This is a genomic window from Aromatoleum aromaticum EbN1 (assembly GCF_000025965.1).
Lineage (GTDB): Bacteria > Pseudomonadota > Gammaproteobacteria > Burkholderiales > Rhodocyclaceae > Aromatoleum > Aromatoleum aromaticum.
On sequence record NC_006513.1, the window covers coordinates 1823642 to 1842364 of the forward strand.

Genomic DNA, 18723 nt, shown 5'->3' on the forward strand with positions numbered 1-18723 from the left:
TCTAGGCGCCTCGCCGATACATCCGATTTTCGCGGCATCGCCTGCGGCCTAAAGTGGCAGCGACTCCCCATTTACCAGGAGCGTTGTCATGAGACACCCCGAGCCACCCGCAATGTCGGAATCCCGGCGGGCTTTCCTCCGCGGCATCCCGGTCCTGACTGCCGCAGCAGCCGTCGCCCCGGCCCCAGCGCTCGCCGCCGACGGCAGGCACCACTGGGCGATGCTCGTCGATACGCGAAAATGCATCGGCTGCCAAGCCTGCACCGTATCGTGCATCCAGGAAAACGCAGTGCCCGAAGGCAGCTTCCGCACCGTCGTGTCGACGTACAGCGTCAAGCTGACCGACGCCGACCAGCCGGCCGGCACGTACATGCTGCCGCGCTTGTGCAACCACTGCGACGCGCCGCCGTGCGTGCCGGTGTGCCCGGTCGGCGCGACGTTCAAGCGCGAGGACGGCATCGTTGTCGTCGACGGGGATCGCTGCGTTGGCTGCGCGTACTGCGTGCAGGCCTGCCCCTACGATGCGCGCTTCATCAACCACGAGACGAACAAGGCCGACAAATGCACATTCTGCGCGCATCGCGTCGACGCCGGTCTGCTGCCCGCATGCGTCGAGACGTGCGTCGGCGGCGCGCGCATCTTCGGCGACCTCAACGACCCGGACGGGGAGCTGCGGCGGAGGCTCGACGCGGCGAAAGCCGAAGTGAAAGTGCTCAAGCCCGAGCAGGGGACCGAGCCGCGCGTGTTCTACATCGGGCTCGACGAGCGCTTCCAGGGCAAGGTCGAAGGACAGGGCACGCTGTGGCAGCCGCGCAAGCGCCACGGCTGACGGCAACAGGAGACCGATCATGAATGCCGATATCGTCGAAACCGTCAACGTCGCGCGCGAAATCGCGTGGCTGCCATGGGCGGTGCAGTACTTCTTTCTCATTGGCCTGTCGTACGGCGCGTTCCTCGTGTCGCTGCCGGGCCTGGTGTTCCGGCGCAACGGCTGGGAAGGCATCTCGCGCCTGGCGCTGCTCGCGGCACTCGTGTGCGGCCTGACGGCGCCGGTCGCGCTGCTGGCCGACCTGCACCAGCCGGCACGCTTCTGGCATTTTTATGCCTACTTCACGCCGACGTCGTGGATGTCGTGGGGCGCATTCTTCATCCCCGTCTATCTGACCGGGCTGATCCTGTACGCGTGGCTCGCGTACCGTCCGCTGCTCGCGCGCCACGCCGACGAAGGCGGCAGGCTCGCCGGCCTCGCGCGCCGCATCGCCTACGGCGGTCACGAAAGCCGCAACGCGCTCGTCGCCGCGGCGCTGCTCGCGTTCGTCGGCGCCGCGCTCGTTGCGCTCTACACCGGCGTCGAGGTGATGCTCGTGCGGGCGCGCCCGCTGTGGCACACGCCGCTGTTGCCGGTGCAGTTCTTCGTCACGGCACTCGCGGGCGGGCTCGGGCTGACGCTGCTGTTCAACCGCGCGCTGCCGGGCGGTGGCGAGCCGGGAGCGACGTGCCGCATGGCGACGGCGCTCGCCGCGACGCAGTTCGTCGCGCTCCTCGTCGGCGGCGTCTGGCTCGCGCTCGGGCTGAGCGGCCTGTCGCCGACCCATGCGCAGGCGCTCGCCGAAGTCGCGCCGTCGGCGAACTGGCAGGTCAGCGCCGTCTGGGCGATCTCCGCCACCGTCGTCACGCTGCTGCTGGCGTGGAAGCGCCCGGCGTCGGGTCTGCTGATCGGCCTGCTCGCGCTGCACTCGGCGTGGATGATGCGCTGGACGATCTTCATCGGCGGGCAGGAAGTGCCGAAGACCGGCGCCGGCTACTACAGCTACCAGCTTCCGCTCGGTCCCGAAGGCCTGATGGGCATCGTCGGTACCGTCGGGTTGTGGATCTTTCTCTTCGTCGTGCTGACCACGCTGCTGCCGCTCGACCGGCTCGGCAAGGCCGGCGTCTGATTCGAATCACGGGACACTCATCATGAAAATCGAACGTCGCGAACTGATCGCCGCCGGCGGCCTCGCCGTCTTCGCCGCGGGATTCTCCCAGACGCTGGGCCGCATGATGTCCGGCCTCGTCGGGGACGAACCGCAGGCGCACAACTTCCACGGCCGTTCGGCCGAGCCGGAATTCACGGTCGATGCCGAAACCGGCGAACTGCATCCGAACCCGAACCAGCAGGTCAGCTACACCGGCTGCCTCGGGTGCACGACGCAGTGCGGGATTCGGGTTCGAATCGACAAGACGACCGGCAACGTCATCCGTGTCGCCGGCAACCCGTACAGCCCGCTGTCGACGGAGCCGCACCTGCCGATGAAGGCGTCGGTGAAGGAAAGCTTCGTCGCGCTGTCGCGCTTCCAGGACCAGGGCCTCGCGGGCCGCTCGACTGCGTGTGGTCGCGGCAACGCGGCGATGGACCAGATGAACTCGCCGTTCCGCGTGCTCACGCCGTTGAAGCGCGTCGGCCCGCGCAACTCCGGGCAGTGGCAGCCGATCCCGTTCGAGCAGCTCGTGCGCGAGCTCGTCGAAGGGGGCGATCTGTTCGGCGAAGGGCATGTCGACGGGCTACGGGCGCTGCGCGACCTGAACGGGCCGATCGATGCGGAAGCGCCGCAGCTCGGCGCGAAAGTCAATCAGGTCGCGGTGTGGACGAGCGTCAATGACGGCCGCGAAGCATTCGCGCGCCGCTTCTGGAACCAGTCGTACGGCACGCTGAACTTCATCGGTCACGGCTCGTACTGCGGCGGTGCGTATCGCTCGGGCTCGGGCGCGCTGTTCGGCGACCTGAAGAAGATGCCGCACGCGAAACCGGACCTCGCGAACGCCGAGTTCGTGCTCTTCATCGGCACTGCCCCCGGCAACGCCGGCAACCCGTTCAAGCGCACCGGGACGCTGCTTGCGAAAGGCCGCACGGAAGGTCGGCTCGAATACGTCGTCGTCGATCCGGTGCTGACGAACGCGGACAACCGCGCCGCAGGCGAACGCGGGCGCTGGGTGCCGATCCGCCCGGGTACGGACGGAGCATTGGTCATGGGCATGATGCGCTGGATGTTCGAGAACGACCGGGTGAACACCGCGTATCTCGCGCTGCCGAACCTCGCGGCTGCGGAAGCGGCGGGCGAGCCGTCCTTCACGAACGCGTCCTGGCTCGTGATCACCGAACCGGGTCATCCGCGCGAAGGCCGCTTCCTGCGCGGCTCGGACATCGGCATGGCGGTCGCCGAAGCGGACAGATACCAGGACGTCGATCCGTACCTCGTCCTCGGTGCCGCCGGCAAGCCTGCACCGGTCGCAGCGGCCACCGCTGCGGCGCCGCTCGAAGCCGCCGGCCCCCTGCCGAACGGGGACAGGGCGCTCGCAGTGAAGACGTCGTACGAGCTGCTGCGCGAGTCGGCGCTGAAAGTGACGCTCGCCGAGTACGCGGAGATCTGCGGCGTGCCCGAAGCGGTCATCATCGGCCTCGCCGAGGAGTTCACCAGCCACGGCCGCAAGGCGAGCGCGATTGCGCACGGCGGCATGATGGCCGGCAACGGTTTCTACAACGCGTACTCGGTCGTCACGCTGAATGCGCTGATCGGCAATCTGAACTGGAAAGGCGGCTTCGTCGTCAATGGCGGTGGCTTCAAGGACGCCGGCGCCGGTCCGCGCTACGACCTCGAATCCTTCCCCGGGGCGATCAAGCCGAAGGGCACTCCGCTCGGCCGCAACGTGCCGTACGAGAAATCCGCCGAGTTTGCCCGCCGCAAGGCCGCCGGCAAGCCTTACCCGGCGCGCGACGCGTGGTTCCCGAACGCGCCCGGCCTCGGCACCGAATGGTTCCCGGCGATGCTGCGCGGCTACCCGTACGGAGTGAAAGCACTCGTGCTGTGGAGCGCAAACCCCCTCTACGGCATCCCGGGGGCGCGAGCGCTCGTCGAGAAGGAACTTGCCGATCCGAAGAAGCTGCCGCTGATCGTCTCCGTCGACCCGTTGATCAACGAGAGCAACGCGTTCGCCGACTACATCGTTCCGGACTCGCTGATGTACGAGAGCTGGGGCTGGACCGCGCCGTGGAACGGCGTGCCGACGAAAGCCACGACGGCGCGCTGGCCGGTGGTCGAGCCGAAGGCCGCAAAAACAGCCGACGGCCAGGCGATCGGCATGGAGACGTTGTTCATCGCGCTGGCGAAGGCGATGGGCCTGCCGGGCTTCGGCCCGGAAGGGCTCGCCGACGCCGACGGCAAGCGCGTTGCGCTCGAGCGGCCCGAGGACTGGTATCTGCGCGGCGGCGCGAACATAGCGTTCGCCGGCAAGGCGCCGGTCGGCGACGCGACCGACGAGGACCTCGCACTGTCCGGCGTCGAGCGCCTGCGACCGCTGCTCGAAGCGACGCTGAAAGCTGACGAATGGCGCAAGGTCGCATTTCTCTACACGCGGGGCGGCCGTTACCAGCCGGCGAAAGAGGCGCAGGACGAAACGAACGGGGAATGGCAGACGAGCCGCTTCAAAGGCGCGCTCTGGCTATGGAACGACAGCGTCGGCGGTGCGAAGAACAGCCTCACGGGCCGCCGTTTCACCGGCTGCGCGACTTGGCAGCCGCCCGCGTTCGCCGACGGCACGCCGGTGCGAGACGTGCACAGCGATGCCGACTGGCCGCTGCTCGCCGTCAGCTACAAGTCCGCGCTGCAGAACTCCTACAGCATCGCGACGCGGATCACCGGCCTGCACCCGGACAATCCGGTCATCGTGCATCCCGCGGACGCCGCGCGGCTCGGGCTCGTGACCGGCGACCTCGCCCGCATCGCGACCCCCGCCGGCCACGCCACCTGCCGCGTCATCGTCCATGAAGGCGTGATGCGCGGCGTGGTGGCAGTCGAGCACGGCTACGGCCACCGGGAGCTCGGCGCCCGCGCGCACAAATTCGGCAGCGAGCGCCAGCCCGATCGGCCGGAGTTGCGCGCGGGCATCAACCTTAACGACCTCGGCCTCGTCGATCCGACGCGCGGCAACCAGGCGATCTGGGTCGACGCGGTTGCCGGCACCGCGGTGCGCAACGGCCTGCCGGCGAAGCTCGAGCGGATTTGACCCGGGGATAGAAAAACCGAATGTAAAAATAATGACGATCGGGACGGCTGGCGGCCTATATTGAATTGGAGCGGATCGCCGCAAGCGCATCGGCGCGACATCGCCGGACCTGCGCGGCACGGCACCGCACAAGTGGTTCCAAGCAACTTGACGACGGAGGCTTCAATGAAACTCAAGACGTTATTGACCGCGCTGGCCGCAGTGTGGATTTCCGGCAGCGCGCTCGCTCAACCGGCTGGCGGCATGCCGCCGGTCGACGACACCACTCCGGTCTACGGCTCCCAGATCATGACGCCGCAAGAGCGGGCCGAGCATCGTGACCGCATGCGCGCGGCACGCACCCTCGAGGAGCGCGAGCAGATCCGCGCCGAGCATCACGAGCGGATGGTGGAGCGTGCGAAGGAGCGCGGTGTGACGCTCCCCGACGAACCGCCGATGCGTGGCCGCGGGATGATGGGGCCGGGAAACCAGATGGATCCGGGTGAACGCCAGCGCCTCGGCCCCGCGGACCGTATGGGGCCGCGCGGCGCGAGCCCTGGCGGCGGGATGGGCCCGGGCGGGGGGATGGGGCAGGGCGGGGGGATGGGGCAGGGCGGCGGCTCCGCCCGCTAGGCTGCGAGGGCCTGCCGGGGCGTTCCCTCGTTCAGTCGAGCGCAGTCGGGTTCGCGCGCAGCATCAGGCGCGCGAGTTCGGCGGCGCTGCCCACTTCGGTCTTTTCCATGACGTGCTGGCGGTGCACATGCACCGTCTTTTCACTGATGTCGAGTTCGCGCGCGACCAGCTTGTTCGGCAGGCCCTGCGCGACGAGCCGTGCGACTTCGCGTTCGCGCGGTGACAGGCGCGCGAGCGACGCCAAAGCGGCATCCCGAAGCGCGGTCCGCGAGCGGTCCTCGGCGCAGCGGCGCACTGCGGTTGCGACGGCGTCCAGCAGGGCTTGGTCGCGGAAGGGTTTCTGCAGGAAGTCGCTCGCGCCGTGCTTCATCGCCTCGACGGCGAGTTCGACGTCGCCATGTCCGGTGATGAACACGATCGGCGCTTGCCAGCCGCGCCTGCGCAACGCCGCCTGCAGTTCGAGCCCGCTCATCGTCGGCATGCGGATGTCGAGCACGAGGCAGCCGAGGTCCGCGGGCGGACGCTCGTGTGCGGCGAGAAACTCCTCGGCCGACGCATAGGCGCACACGCTCCAGCCGACTGATTCGAGAAGGAAGACGAGAGAGCGGCGGAACGCAGCGTCATCGTCCACGACGTGGATCATGCAGTCATCGGTCTGGGACATTGGCGAAACGGGACTCCGAAGGATGGACCGCGGAAGACGAAGCGGCCGTCGAAAGCGGCAGGCTCAGGATGAACTCGGCGCCACCGCGGCCGTCGGCGGTCGGCTCGGCGGTAAGGCGGCCGCGGTGCGCTTCGGCGATCGTGCGGCAGATCGAAAGACCGAGCCCGAGACCATCCGGTTTCGTGCTGAAGAACGGCTCGAACAGCCGTTCGCGAGTTGCCGCGTCAAGGCCGGTGCCGAAATCCCGCACGACGATGCGCACGTTGTCGTCGCTCCGGCTGATAGTCACGATGAGACGCTGTTGCTCGGGACCGAATCCGCGGGTGGCGTCGTAGCCGTTCTTCAGCAGATTCAGAAGGACTTGCTGGATCTGCAGCGAGTCGACCTCGACGCTCGTCGACGGCGGCAGCTCGTCCGTCACCTCGACCGCCGGCGCGTTCCCGAGCATGCCGCGGAACAGCGCCACCGCTTCGCCTACCATTTCGCGCGGCGCGACGACCTCGCGCACGGCGGCCCGCTTCTTTGCGAAATCACGGATACGCCCGAGGATCGCCGCCGCGCGCTCCGCCTGCCCGGAAATCTCGGAAGAGGCTTCGCGCACCGCTTCGCCGGTCAGGCGGCCGTTGTCGATGCGGCGGCGCAGGCTTTCGGCATAGTTCCCGATCGCCGCGAGCGGCTGGTTGAGTTCATGCGCGAGCGTGCCGGACAGTTCGCCGAGCACCGACAGCCGCGCCAGGTGGTCGGCCTGCTCCTGGCCGGCGCGCATCCGCGCCTCCAGCGCCTCGCGCACGGCGAGCGCCGCGTGAAGTTCGGCGGTGCGGAGGTGGACGAGATGCTCGACACGCACCGTGTACAGAATCCACGCCGAAAGCAGCACGGCAAGGAACGCGACCCACGGCCAATAGCGCTCGGCCAGCATCATCAGGGTCGGCTCGCGCAGATTCGCGTACGGGCCGATCTGCAGTTCGCGAAACATTTCGTGCACCGACTGGTAATCGGCCGGCACCGACCACGCCATGCCGTTCCCGTCCGGCGCCATCGCGAGCAGCGCGATCGCGACCGCCTTGGCCAGTGTCGGCGAGGTATGGCGAAGCGTCGCCAGAGGCCAGTCGGGGTAAAGCCGGGTCGAGGTCGCGCAAGGGAAGCCGGGTTCGTCGCGCTTGCCGACGACCCTGAACGCGGTTGCCCACTCCGGCCGGCTTTCCAGGAGGCAGGCGCGCACGATCCCTGCATCGGCGTCACCGTTCGCGACCGCCTCGAGGACCCGGCTCATCGGGAAACCGACGGTCTTCAGTTCGGCGAAATCGCGCTCCGGGTCGATACCGAGCGACGCCAACTCGCGACGCACTGTCTGGTAGCCGCCAAAGCCTTCGCGCGCGACGATTGCGACCCGTCGTCCGCGCAGATCGTCGAACGCGCGGACCTCCTGGCGATCTGCCCGCGTGATGACGGCCGATCCGATGGAACGTTCCGGAGCGCGCCCGGGGCTCGCGTCGAGCGTCAGTATCCGGCTGGCGCCGGACCTGGCTTCGAGTTCGATATAGTGGCCCGGATTCGTGATGACGAAATCGACCGTGCCGGCTGCAACGGCATCGTCGAGCCCCTGATGATCGAGCAGGGCGAGCCTGACCTTGCGTCCCGGCAGCGCAGTCTGGAGATGCTGCACAACCGGTGACCATTCGACGACCGTGGTGTCCGCGCCGAGGAACGCGAGGACGCCGATGCGGATTTCGCCGGCCGGAACCCCTGCCGACGGTGCCGCGCGACCGGGAGCCCCGAGCAGGAGCAGATGCAGGACGGCGACGACGGCCAGCACGCGGCACAGGAACCGCGCGACCGGAAAGGTGCGGATCGGAAATGAACGTCCGGCCGGGGCAGGAAGCTCGGCAAGGGCGACCATCGACCACCCTTCCTGTTGGAATGACCGGCTTATTGACCGACCGGCGGTTCGGTAAAATTCCCGCCCGCGGTGTTTGCGAGATGGGCAACTGCGCGCTGCACTTCGATATCCGTCAGATCCGCCCCCCCGCCGCGCGGCGGCATCCCGCGAATGCCGTTGATCGCATTTTGCGTCAGCGTGTCGAACCCTTGCGCGATCCGCGGAGCCCATGCGGCGGCATCACCCGTTTTCGGCGCGCCGAGCACGCCCGTGCCATGGCAGCTCACACAGACGCTCTGGTAAATTTCCTCGCCGCTGCGGCTGCCCGGAGCCGCTTTCGCGACCTTCAGATCGAGGCGCGCGACCGGCTGGATCAGCGTCGCGGTCGTTTCCGCATCGGGCGCAGCCTGTTTGCCGCAGCCGGCAAGCTGGACGACGGCGAATGCCGCGACAGCGGAAAGCATCAGGCGCCCGGGGCGCCTCATGAACTGAACTCGGGGTCTCGACATGCTTGCTCCTGTCTGGGGTTGGGGACGAGCCAGGTGCGAAGTATATCCGGGCTCCATCGGCCGGGCGGCGGATGCCGGATGATTTCGACCGCCCGAAACACCACGTCGCATGGGTGCGCTCCGGTTGTAACAGTCATGCAAACGTAACAACCTTCAACCCCGTCTGGTCTATGCTGAATGCGTTCGACGTGACTTTTCCATAGGGAGGCAAGAATGGGACTTTTTTCGTTCATCAAGGATGCCGGCGAGAAACTCTTCGGCGGCGGCGAGGCCAAGGCGGCCACTCCGGCAAATGCGGCCGCTCCTGCGGCAACGGCAGATACGAGCGCCGCAAATGCCAAGGCGGCCGACGCGATCAAGCAGTACATCGTGTCAATGAACCTCGGTTCCTCCGACCTCGACGTGAAATTCGATGCCGCGACCTCAGTCGTCACCGTGTCCGGCACGGCGCCCGATCAGGCAATTAAGGAAAAGATCCTGCTTGCCGCCGGCAACGTCCAGGGAGTCGGCGAAGTCGACGACCAACTGTCGGTCGTTCAGGCCGCGCCCGAAGCCCGTTTTCACACCGTCGCGCGCGGCGATACCCTGTCGGCGATCTCAAAGACCTATTACGGCAACCCGAACAACTACAACGCGATCTTCGAGGCCAACAAGCCGATGCTGACCCACCCGGACAAGATCTACCCCGGCCAAGTGCTGCGCATCCCGCCGGCCCCTTGATTCCTGCAGGACGGCACTCCGCAAAGACCCGCTGGTTGCAGCGGTTCTCGGCGGACGCCTAGTCTCCGGTCGAAGCTTCGAACCGTCGCGCGGCGGTTCCGGAGTTATTCCAGGCCAACATGGACTTCGCTGGGAAACCGGTATAAGCTAGCGCGCTTGATGCGAGTCCAGCGCTCGCCATTGCGCCCGTAGCTCAGCTGGATAGAGTACTGCCCTCCGAAGGCAGGGGTCGGACGTTCGAATCGTCTCGGGCGCGCCATAGAATAATGGGTTAGGTCATTCAGACCTAGCCCATTTTTGTTCTTGGCCCATTTTTGGCTCACGCCGGATTCAGCCCGCAAAATTTATAGGGCCGGGCCCACCTTGGAAACCGACCCGTGCTTCCCGGGCCCGCGCTCCAACTCCTGACAATCTTCTTGATTTTGCGGTAAGCGGGTCGCGCACGCCCGGGGGGCTTCATTCGCCATCGCTGTGGTGCCCAGCCTCGACCCCGGCTTCCCGTCGCTCACCGGTTTTGCCGGACGACGAATCACGCACCGTCGAGCCATTTCACGCATTCCGCCATCAGCGAGCGGGCCAGATCAGATTCGTACTTGGGGTCGAGTGCCTCCATCATCTCGTGCACCGTCTGAAGCCCCGCTTCGCGCGACAGCGAGCTCGCAATCTGGCGGGCGAACTCGTCACTGAGCTCCGACAGGAGGCGACGATCGGCTAGCGGCAGACTGCGCCCGCTGCGATTGAGCCACTCCGCGACGAGACTCGCGCCCTGCGCCGCGGTAGGCCATTGTCCATGCTCATAGAAAACCGACAGGCGTTCGGCCGTCAAGGCGAAGAGCAACGCGGCGCGAGTACCGCGGCTGTCGGCAGGTGGAGGGGTAGGGGGCTGCGGGGGCATTGATTTACTTTTTGCGGAAAGTCGTCGCGTAGCATGGACAGTTGCTCACGCTCCGGTCAATAGTCTTGGGGATGTTCGCCGTCGCGCCGCCCGCGTTCGTGCAGCGCATCATACGTGCCAAGGCCAGCATCCGCGACGTGCGCGTCCCCTGCGAAGTGCCGCTGCAGGCGGAGCTGCCGGCCCGCCTTGACAGGGTGCTGCGCGTGATCTATTCGGTTTCCAATGAGAGCTGCTTGGCTTCGGCGGGCGATTCGTTGACGCGCACCGAGCTGTCGGGCGAGGCGATCCGGCTTGGCCGGCTGCTCGCCCAGCTGCTCCCGGAGCCGGAGTCGATCGGGCTGCTGGCGCTGATGCTGCTGCAGGTGTCGCGATGACTGGGCGGAGATTGTCGGTCTTTACGATGTGTTGCTGCGGCTCGACCCGTCGCCGGTAGTCGAGCTCAATCGCGCGCGGCGGTGGCGATGCATGACGGGGCAGCAGCCGGGCTGGCAGCGGTGGATGCGATCCTCGCGCGCGGCGAGCTTGCCGACTCTCGGCGGCTACTACGTCGTCGAGGCCCGGGACCTGAACGAGGCGATCCAGATGGGCATCCCGCATTCCGGGGGCGAAGTTCGGCTCCGTCGAAGTGCGACCGGTCGCTGAGGATTTGCAGACGCTGCAGACGCTGCAGGCGCTAGGTTTCGTCGCGGCGGAATCCGCCGATTGAACCCGCGAACCGCGTGTTGCAACCCGCAGCGCAGCTGTGGCGGGCTGTCCAGCACACACGGTTCCGGTACGAAAGGAGAGACCATGCCCAAGAACACGATCTGCCTCTGGTTCGACAAGGACGCCGAGGATGCCGCCCGCTTCTACGCCGCGACCTTCCCCGACAGCCGAGTGACTGCCGTCCATCGAGCGCCCGCTGATTACCCATCGGGCAAAGCCGGCGACGTACTGACGGTGGTGTTCACGGTTGCGGGCATCCCTTGCCTCGGCCTCAACGGTGGCCCGGCGTTTCCGCAGACCGAGGCTTTTTCGTTCCAGATCGCTACCGACGACCAGGAAGAGACCGACCGCTACTGGAACGCCATCGTCGGCAACGGCGGGGCAGAGAGCGCCTGCGGCTGGTGCAAGGACCGGTGGGGCGTTTCGTGGCAGATCACCCCGCGTGTACTGACCGAGGCGCTGGCTACGGGGGGTGAGGAGGCCAGGCGTGCCTTCGAAGCCATGATGACGATGCGCAAGATCGACGTCGCTGCAATCGAGGCGGCCCGACGCGGCTGAGCATCGCGCTGGCGCCCGGCTTTGCATGTGTTGCTGCAGTTCATTGAAAATCCCGGCTGCGCGCCTCGAGAGCACCGAGCAGGGCCGAGTGATCGACCAGGCGTTGGGCGAGCAGGTGGACGACTTGGCCCTTGCTGCGGATCTGTCCGAACACGCCGAGCAGGCGCGCGCCGAGTACTTCGCGCCGCTGCCGTTCGACGAGCTCCGCCTGCACGATGACGTTCGCGAGACCCGTTTCGTCCTCGACGGTGAGAAACAGCGTGCCCTTGGCCGTGCCGGGGCGCTGGCGGCACGTCACGAGGCCGGCGATGCGCGCGAGCTTGCGGTCCGGGTAGTCGCGGATTTCGGCCGCGGTCACGAAGCGCAGGGTCGTGAGCTTTGCCCGCAGCAGCGCCAGCGGATGGCGACCGAGCGTGAAACCGAGCCGCGCGTAATCAGCAACCAGTTCCTGGGCCTCGGACGGCGCGGCGAGCTCAGCGCGCGGCTCGGCGATGCGGGCGCCGCGCAGCACGCCTTCGGGTGCGTGGCCGGCCGCGGCCTGCCACAGCGCCTGGCGCCGATGGCCGGCGAGGGGCTCGAGTGCGCCGGCCTCGGCGAGCCGCTTGAGCGCGGCCGCGTCGAGGCGCGCGCGCAGCGCAAGCTCGTCGACATTCGGAAAGGGGCGTTCGGTGCGCGCAGCGACAATCCGCATCGCGGCCTCGCGGCCGAACCCCTTGACCAGCTGCAGCCCCAGCCGCACCGCGGGAGCGGCGCCGGGCGACGCGTCCGGCAGCGCCTCGAGCGTGCAGTCCCAGTCGCTCGCGGTCACTTCCGCGCCGAGCACGACGACTCCGTGGCGCCGCGCGTCCTGGATCAGCTGCGACGGCGCGTAAAAACCCATCGGCTGGCTGTTCAGCAGCCCGCACAGGAACGCGGCCGGCTCGCAGCACTTCAGCCACGCGGAGCAATACACGAGCAGCGCGAAGCTCGCCGCATGCGACTCGGGAAAGCCGTAGCTGCCGAAGCCTTCGATCTGGTCGCACAGCCGCTCGGCAAACTCGGCACGGTAGCCGCGCGCGGCCATGCCCGCGAGGAGTTTCGCACGGTAGCGCTCGAGCTCGCCGTGGCGCCGGAACGCGCCCATCGCGCGGCGCAGCTGGTCGGCCTCGCCCGGCGTGAAGCCCGCCGCGACGACCGCGAGCTGCATGACCTGCTCCTGGAAGATCGGCACCCCGAGCGTGCGTTCGAGCACCCGGCGCACGTCGTCGGGCCGGGGTACGCAAGTACCGTCCGCGTCGGCGTCCGGACAGTGCGGTTGCGGATACGAAACCGGCTCGTCGCGTTCGATGCGGGCGCGTGCCTGAAGGTACGGGTGGACCATGCCGCCCTGGATCGGGCCGGGGCGCACGATCGCGACCTGCACGACGAGATCGTAGAAGCGCGCCGGCTTCAGGCGCGGCAGCATCGTCATCTGCGCGCGCGATTCGATCTGGAACACGCCGATCGAATCGGCCTCCGACAGCATCCGATAGACTTCGGGCGCCTCGCGCGGAATGTCGGCAAGCGTGAACGGACGGCCGCGCCACGTCGAGACCAGCGCAAGGCTGCGCCGCAGTGCCGACAGCATCCCGAGCGCGAGCACATCGATCTTCAGCAGCCCCAACGCGTCGAGGTCGTCCTTGTCCCACTGGATCACGGTGCGCTCAGGCATCGCGGCGTTTTCGACCGGCACGAGCTCGTCGAGCCGGCCGCGGGCGATGACGAAACCTCCGACATGCTGCGACAGATGGCGCGGAAAGCCGACGAGTGCTTCGGTCAGCGTCGCCAGACGCTGCACGCCGGGGCTCGCCGGATCGAAGCCGGCTTCCCGCAGCCGCTCGGGCCGGATGCGGCCGGCATCGAACCAGAAGCGGTCGCGCGCAAGCCGTTCGAGCTGGCCGGGCGGGAGCCCGAGCGCGCGCCCGACGTCGCGCAGCGCGCTGCGTGCGCGGTAGCGGATCACGGTCGCGGCGAGCGCGGCGCGTTCGCGCCCGTACTTCCGATAGACGTACTGGATGACTTCCTCGCGTCGCTCGTGCTCGAAATCGACGTCGATGTCGGGCGGCTCGTCGCGCTCCTTCGAGATGAAGCGCTCGACGAGCATGATGCCGAGTTCGGGATCGACTTCGGTGATGCCGAGCGCCCAACAGATGACCGAGTTTGCCGCCGAGCCGCGCCCTTGGCACAGGATGCCGCGGCCGCGCGCGAAGCGCACGAGATCCTCGACGGTCAGAAAGTACGCCTCGAAGCCGAGCTCGGCGATCAGCGCAAGCTCGTGCTCCACCTGCGCGCGCACTTTCGGTGGCGCGAGGTCGTCCTGCGGGCGGCCGTGGCGCCAGCGCAGCCCGTCCTCGACGAGGCGTCGCAGCCAGCTTGCAGGCGTCTCGCCGTCGGGCACGAGCTCGGCCGGATATTCGTAGCGCAGTTCGTCGAGCCGAAAATGGCAGCGCGCAACGATCCGCAGCGTCTCGGCGAGAAGTTCGGCCGGGTAGCGGCGCGCGAGCACGGCGCGCTCGTGCAGCGCGCGCTCGGCGTTCGGCGCAAGCGCCCGGCCCGCTTCGGCGATCGTGACCCGCAGCCGCAGCGCCGCCAGCACGTCGGCGAGCGCCCGACGAGACGGGTCGTGCATCAGCGCTCCGGTCGCCGCGACCGGGGGCAGGCCGGCGGCCGACGCGATTGCCAGCAACGCCTCGAGCCGGCGCCCATCGTCCGGCCCACAGGCGAGCTCGACCGCGAGCCACGCGGCGTCCGGAAATCGTTCGCCGACCCAGCGCGCGTCGGCAACGAGTGCCGCGGCATCGAGGATCCTGTCGTCGGGTGGCACGACCAGCGCGAGACAGCCGGGGATGCCGCGATCGAGATCGGCGCAGGTAAGCTGGTAACGGCCTTTTGTCGCCGCGCGCCGGCCGATCGTAATCAATCGCGCGAGCCTCCCGTATGCGGCGCGGTCGGTCGCGAGCAGCACGACACGTAGCCCGTCGACAAGCCGCAGCTCGCTGCCGATCAGGAGCTTCAGCGGCCGCGCCAGGCGCCGCAACTGTTGATGCGCGCGCACGACTCCCGCGAGCGAGCATTCGTCGGTGATCGCGAGCGCCGTGTAGCCGGCCTCGGCCGCGCGCGCGACGAGCTCTTCGGGGTGCGAGGCGCCGCGCTGGAAGCTGAAGTTCGTCAGGCAGTGCAGCTCGGCATAGGCGGGTGCCGGGGAGGGCGAGGGCGAGGGCGGGGCACTATCCATGAGGCGCCTCCATTTAGCGCTCCCGGCGCGTGCGGGCGTCAGCCGAAAAAACCGTGCACATACCAGCCGCCCGGCGAATCGAGGCGTTCGAACACCCACCACAGGGCGCCCTCGGGCGTGCGCGCGACGTAATAGTCGCGGCGCACGTCGTCGCCGTCCCACCAGCCGGACTCGATGCGTTCCGGGCCGCTCAGCAGCGTCAAGGCGCGCGCGGCGCCGAGCGCACGCGGCTGCATCAGCCACAGCGGGCGCGGAGCGAGGATTGCAGGGTGCGGGGCGGGGCGGGCGCCGGGGGCGGCCGGGCGCCAGGCGCGCTCGGGACGATGATCGGCGACCGGCAGCACCGTGCGCACCGCATCCCTGCCGAGGCGTGCGTGCAGCCGATCGAGCAGGCGCAGCGCGGCCTCGCGTGCATCGTCTTTGCCGCCGAACAGATCCGGCGTGCCTGCCGGCAGCGCGACCGGCGTGTCGGCTGTCAGGCGCAGCGCCTCGACCGGCGCTGGCAGCACGAGCGCGGCCAGATGCTCGGAAGCAAGCTGCACGAAGCGCGCCGCATCGCGTTGCGGACGGCCGGTGACGATTTCGACGACGGTTGCGGGGGCGCAGTCGTGTTCGAGATGCAGCCGGCAGCAATCGAGCCCGGCCTGGCGCGCGGCCAGCCATGCGGCGAGGTTCGAGAAAAGCCGCCCGGCGGCAAAGCGCAACGGTTCGGTGTGCGCGACGCTCGCCGGCAGCACGAGGCGCGAGGCGAAGCGCTCGGCAGGGACGAAGCGCGGGCGCGGATCTGGCTCGCGGCCGCGGGCGCGCGCAACGGTGTCGGTGACGACGCTTGCGTCGCGGCGTGCGAGCCCGTCGCGCGGCAGCCGAGCAAGTTCGCCGATGCGGCGCACACCCACACCGCGCAGCAGCTCGAGCGTGGCAGGCGGCACGGGCGCCCCATCGGCGAGCAGTTCAATCGGCAGCGCGTCGAGCGCGCCCGCCCAGCCGTTCGACGGGCGCACGAGCGTCCCCGGGCGCACTCGTGCGAGCCAGCGTGCAGCCAGCGGTGTCGGCGCGGCAGCAAGGGTCGTGGTCAGGCCGAGCGGCAGCGCGGCGTCCGCAATGCGCTGCGCGAGCCCGTCGATGCCGCCGAACAGGCGCAGGCTCGCGCTCGCTTCGAGCAGCACCGCATCGGGCGGATCGAGGCTCACGCACGACGTGAACCGTCCGGCCCATGTCGCAAGCTCGGCAAGCGTCGCCGCTTCGAGCGCCGGATCGCGCTCACGCAAGACCAGTTCGGGCACCACCGCCAGCGCGCCGGCAACCCCTTGGCGTAGTTCGACGCCGCGCACCCGGGCGGCCGTCGTCGCGGCAACGATCGTGGCGCGCGGCTGCGGCTCGATGACCGCCAGGAGGCCCGCGTCATCGACGCCGCGCGTGAAGACCTGCAGCGGCAGATCGGGCAGGATCAGCGCAAACCAGAGCATCGTCGGTCGGCTCGGCCAGGGAAAGCGGCGGGACGCTCGGGAAGGGTGAGCCGAAGCGGCCACGCGAGCGGCGGGCCGCGCCGTTTGACGATCTCGAGCGCCAAGGCGTCGGGCGCGGGCTGCAATCGCAGCCGCAGGATCGCCGGCGACGCCTGCCGCGCGGCGCTGCCCGGGCGAAACACGAACAGCGACGTCGCCGCCGCTTCGGCGGCAAGCTGCAGGCGCCGCAGCGCGGCGCTCTGGGCGTTCGGCAGCCACGCGACCACGACCGAGCAGCCGCCCGACGCGACCGCCTGGCGGATCGTCCATAAGGTCGTGGCCGGATCGGACGGCGTGAGCAGCAACAATCGGTCGAGCCGCACGCCGGCCGCGGCGAGCGCCGGGGCGTACGGCAGATGCGGCGGCGCAATCCACGCGATCCAGCGCTCGGGAGCGGCTGCGCGCAGCGCCGGCAGCAGCAGCGCGAGCTCTCCGATGCCGAACGCGTCAATGAGGAGCTCGATCAGCGCGCCCCGCGGCCAGCCGCCGCCCGGCAGCTGCGCGTCGAGCGCGGGAAAGCCCGTCGGCACCCCCGCTTCGGCCGGCCGGGCAAGCCGGTCGGCCGGCCAGACGAGACCGGGGGGCAACCCGGCGAGCGTCGCGAGAGGGGAGGTCGACATCGCTTCGCGTGTTGGGCCGGGATGCAGGGAGTGGTCACCGCGAGCCGTTGCGCACGAGGCCGACGGCGATGCCTTCGATGTCGAGCGCTTGATGGCGAGTGTCGACGACGATCGGTTCGAAGTCCGGATTGGCCGGCAACAGGCGCACGATCGGCCCTTCGCGGGTGAAGGTCTTCACGGTGACCTCGTCCTCGAGGCGGGCGACGACGACCTGGCCGGCGCGCACTTGCGGTGTGCGATGCACCGCGAGCAGGTCGCTGTCGATGATTCCGGCGTCGCGCATGCTCATGCCGCGCACGCGCAGCAGGTAGTCGGCGCGCGGCGAGAACAGCGCCGAGTCGATCTGGTAGCGGGCTTCGATGTGCTCGACCGCGAGCATCGGACGGCCGGCCGCGACGTGCCCGACCAGCGGCAGCCCCAGCGCCTCGACGAGCCGGATGCCCCGCGCGCGACCTTCCTCGAGGACGATCGCGCCTTTCGCGGCAAGCGTGCGCAGATGGGTTTCGGCCGCGTTCGGCGAGCGAAAGCCGAACGCAGTGCAGATTTCGGCGCGGGTCGGCGGTCGTCCTTCGGACTCCACGGTGTGGCGAATGAAGTCGAGAATCTCGGCCTGGCGAGCGGTGAGGGGGTCAGCGCGAGAAATCATGGCGTCTGCGGGATGACGGGAGGTTGGAGTGAGGGATCCGGCGGGCGTTAGCCGATCAAGGTTGCTGTATATTTATACACATAATAGCTTGTGTTTCTGGCGAGAGCTACCTCCAGACACAAATGCGTTATTCACCCAGCAAACGCAGGAGTTGGCGCGGCCTTCCATTCAACTGGCGTAAGACGTGTCCGTCGCCTGGGTGTGGGATATCGACGCGTGGCACCGGAGGATGCGGGTCTTTCCCGGCTAAAATGACCCAATCAACCGGGACTCGACCATGGCCCACGTATCCATCTTCATCGGCGGCATCCGGCCGCTGCCCGAGTCGGGGCGTCCGACCGGCATGTACAAATCGCAGGTGAGCAGCGCCGAAGTGGCGCGTGAGGGATTTATCGGCGACCAGCAAGCCGACCGCAGGGTTCACGGCGGCCCCGACAAGGCGGTGCATTTCTATCCCGCTCGCCATTATGAACAGCTGGCTGCCCGTTTCCCGGAAGCCAGGGAGAGCCTGCGTCCGGGGGGGCTGGGCGAAAATCTCTCCTCTCTCGAACTGGACGAGCGCGACATTCGCATCGGAGACATCTGGAGCCTGGGAACGGCTCGGCTTCAGGTGAGCCAGCCGCGTACTCCATGCTGGAAAATCGACGAACGGTTCAGCTGCGAAGGGATGGCGGCTTTCATTGCCGAACGCCTCCTGACGGGATGGTACTGGCGGGTGCTCGAACCGGGCCGAGTGTCACCCGGCGACACGCTCGACTTGTCGACGCCGGCCCTCGACGCCCCGACGCTGAGTGAGGCGATGCTGCTGTGGCAGGAACACCGCCCCTTCCTTCCGGATCTTGAACGGCTCGCGCAGACGCCCGGCCTCGCCGTAGGCTGGCGCGACAAGATCAACCAGCGGCTGGCGTGGCTGAGGCGCGCGGGAGCGGGGTAGTTGCATGGGCGGGACGCCGCCCGGCTTGTTTCACTTTGATCACGTTTCGCAGTCTCCATCCGGGCTTGAGCGGGTGGACCGATCCGCGAGGCGCATGGCCAGGACTGGCTGCTCGTGTGGGCGTGCTTCGGAACTTAGAAAGGTGCCAGTCGATCATAAGCTTACCTCGATCCTCGGCTG

The 18723-nt window shown here is 68.5% G+C and carries 17 protein-coding genes and 1 tRNA gene; 10 read left to right on the plus strand and 8 right to left on the minus strand.

Annotated elements, in window-relative coordinates:
* The first annotated feature begins 88 nt into the window (after window positions 1-88).
* The 4 genes from dsrO (at window position 89) to EBN1_RS08620 (ending at window position 5655) form a co-directional block, all read left to right on the plus strand.
* The gene (dsrO, locus tag EBN1_RS08605; protein ID WP_011237562.1) at window positions 89-829 is read left to right on the plus strand and encodes a sulfate reduction electron transfer complex DsrMKJOP subunit DsrO; all 741 of its coding nucleotides are present in this window, start codon (window positions 89-91) and stop codon (window positions 827-829) included.
* Between the two features lie 19 nt (window positions 830-848).
* Window positions 849-1937 (plus strand): NrfD/PsrC family molybdoenzyme membrane anchor subunit, encoded by a 1089-nt coding sequence (gene nrfD / locus EBN1_RS08610; protein WP_011237563.1) that lies wholly within the window; start codon window positions 849-851, stop codon window positions 1935-1937.
* Window positions 1938-1959: 22 nt separating this feature from the next.
* Window positions 1960-5043: a tetrathionate reductase subunit A gene (locus tag EBN1_RS08615; RefSeq protein WP_011237564.1), complete on the plus strand. Its 3084-nt coding sequence runs from the start codon at window positions 1960-1962 to the stop codon at window positions 5041-5043.
* Between the two features lie 165 nt (window positions 5044-5208).
* Window positions 5209-5655, plus strand: a complete 447-nt coding sequence (locus tag EBN1_RS08620; RefSeq protein WP_011237565.1) for a hypothetical protein — start codon at window positions 5209-5211, stop codon at window positions 5653-5655.
* Window positions 5656-5686: 31 nt separating this feature from the next.
* On the opposite strand, the gene EBN1_RS08625 is transcribed toward EBN1_RS08620, so the two are convergent.
* Genes EBN1_RS08625 through EBN1_RS08635 form a run of 3 tightly spaced genes read right to left on the minus strand, consistent with a single transcriptional unit; the run spans window position 5687 to window position 8707 of the window.
* A complete protein-coding gene (locus EBN1_RS08625) occupies window positions 5687-6319 on the minus strand; it encodes a response regulator transcription factor (protein ID WP_011237566.1) in 633 nt (210 codons plus the stop codon).
* Window positions 6303-8219 carry a sensor histidine kinase gene (locus tag EBN1_RS08630; RefSeq protein ID WP_011237567.1) on the minus strand — a complete coding sequence of 639 codons (1917 nt, stop codon included), beginning with the start codon at window positions 8217-8219 and terminating at the stop codon, window positions 6303-6305. The genes EBN1_RS08625 and EBN1_RS08630 overlap by 17 nt, the downstream gene beginning before the upstream one ends.
* Before the next feature lie 29 nt (window positions 8220-8248).
* Window positions 8249-8707 (minus strand): c-type cytochrome, encoded by a 459-nt coding sequence (locus tag EBN1_RS08635; RefSeq protein WP_011237568.1) that lies wholly within the window; start codon window positions 8705-8707, stop codon window positions 8249-8251.
* Between the two features lie 213 nt (window positions 8708-8920).
* Between EBN1_RS08635 and lysM the strand changes: the two genes are divergently transcribed.
* Both lysM and EBN1_RS08645 read left to right on the plus strand, forming a co-directional pair.
* On the plus strand, window positions 8921-9427 hold the full coding sequence (gene lysM / locus EBN1_RS08640; protein ID WP_011237569.1) for a peptidoglycan-binding protein LysM: 507 nt from the start codon (window positions 8921-8923) through the stop codon (window positions 9425-9427).
* 182 nt (window positions 9428-9609) lie between these two features.
* Window positions 9610-9686, plus strand: a tRNA-Arg gene (locus tag EBN1_RS08645).
* A 270-nt stretch (window positions 9687-9956) separates the two neighbouring features.
* On the opposite strand, the gene EBN1_RS08650 is transcribed toward EBN1_RS08645, so the two are convergent.
* Window positions 9957-10322, minus strand: coding sequence for a hypothetical protein (locus EBN1_RS08650; protein WP_011237570.1), 366 nt, complete (start codon window positions 10320-10322; stop codon window positions 9957-9959).
* 71 nt (window positions 10323-10393) lie between these two features.
* Here EBN1_RS08650 and EBN1_RS08655 point away from each other — a divergent pair, with 71 nt between their 5' ends.
* From EBN1_RS08655 to EBN1_RS08665, 3 genes are all read left to right on the plus strand, one after another.
* Window positions 10394-10696, plus strand: coding sequence for a DUF6596 domain-containing protein (locus EBN1_RS08655; protein WP_049780230.1), 303 nt, complete (start codon window positions 10394-10396; stop codon window positions 10694-10696).
* A 91-nt stretch (window positions 10697-10787) separates the two neighbouring features.
* Complete coding sequence (locus tag EBN1_RS08660; protein WP_162014361.1) at window positions 10788-10964, plus strand: YciI family protein; 177 nt, start codon at window positions 10788-10790, stop codon at window positions 10962-10964.
* Between the two features lie 147 nt (window positions 10965-11111).
* A complete protein-coding gene (locus tag EBN1_RS08665; RefSeq protein ID WP_011237572.1) occupies window positions 11112-11585 on the plus strand; it encodes a VOC family protein in 474 nt (157 codons plus the stop codon).
* 40 nt (window positions 11586-11625) lie between these two features.
* Here EBN1_RS08665 and EBN1_RS08670 read toward each other — a convergent pair whose 3' ends face one another.
* From EBN1_RS08670 to lexA, 4 genes are read right to left on the minus strand one after another with little or no spacing between them, the layout of a single operon-like run.
* Complete coding sequence (locus EBN1_RS08670) at window positions 11626-14838, minus strand: error-prone DNA polymerase (protein WP_011237573.1); 3213 nt, start codon at window positions 14836-14838, stop codon at window positions 11626-11628.
* Window positions 14839-14876: 38 nt separating this feature from the next.
* Window positions 14877-16304, minus strand: a complete 1428-nt coding sequence (locus EBN1_RS08675; RefSeq protein WP_011237574.1) for a Y-family DNA polymerase — start codon at window positions 16302-16304, stop codon at window positions 14877-14879.
* Window positions 16286-16963: a translesion DNA synthesis-associated protein ImuA gene (gene imuA, locus EBN1_RS08680; protein WP_011237575.1), complete on the minus strand. Its 678-nt coding sequence runs from the start codon at window positions 16961-16963 to the stop codon at window positions 16286-16288. The genes EBN1_RS08675 and imuA overlap by 19 nt, the downstream gene beginning before the upstream one ends.
* Window positions 16964-16997: 34 nt before the next feature.
* The gene (lexA, locus tag EBN1_RS08685; protein WP_011237576.1) at window positions 16998-17609 is read right to left on the minus strand and encodes a transcriptional repressor LexA; all 612 of its coding nucleotides are present in this window, start codon (window positions 17607-17609) and stop codon (window positions 16998-17000) included.
* Window positions 17610-17886: 277 nt separating this feature from the next.
* Between lexA and EBN1_RS08690 the strand changes: the two genes are divergently transcribed.
* Window positions 17887-18543, plus strand: coding sequence for an MOSC domain-containing protein (locus tag EBN1_RS08690; protein WP_011237577.1), 657 nt, complete (start codon window positions 17887-17889; stop codon window positions 18541-18543).
* Window positions 18544-18723: the final 180 nt, after the last annotated feature.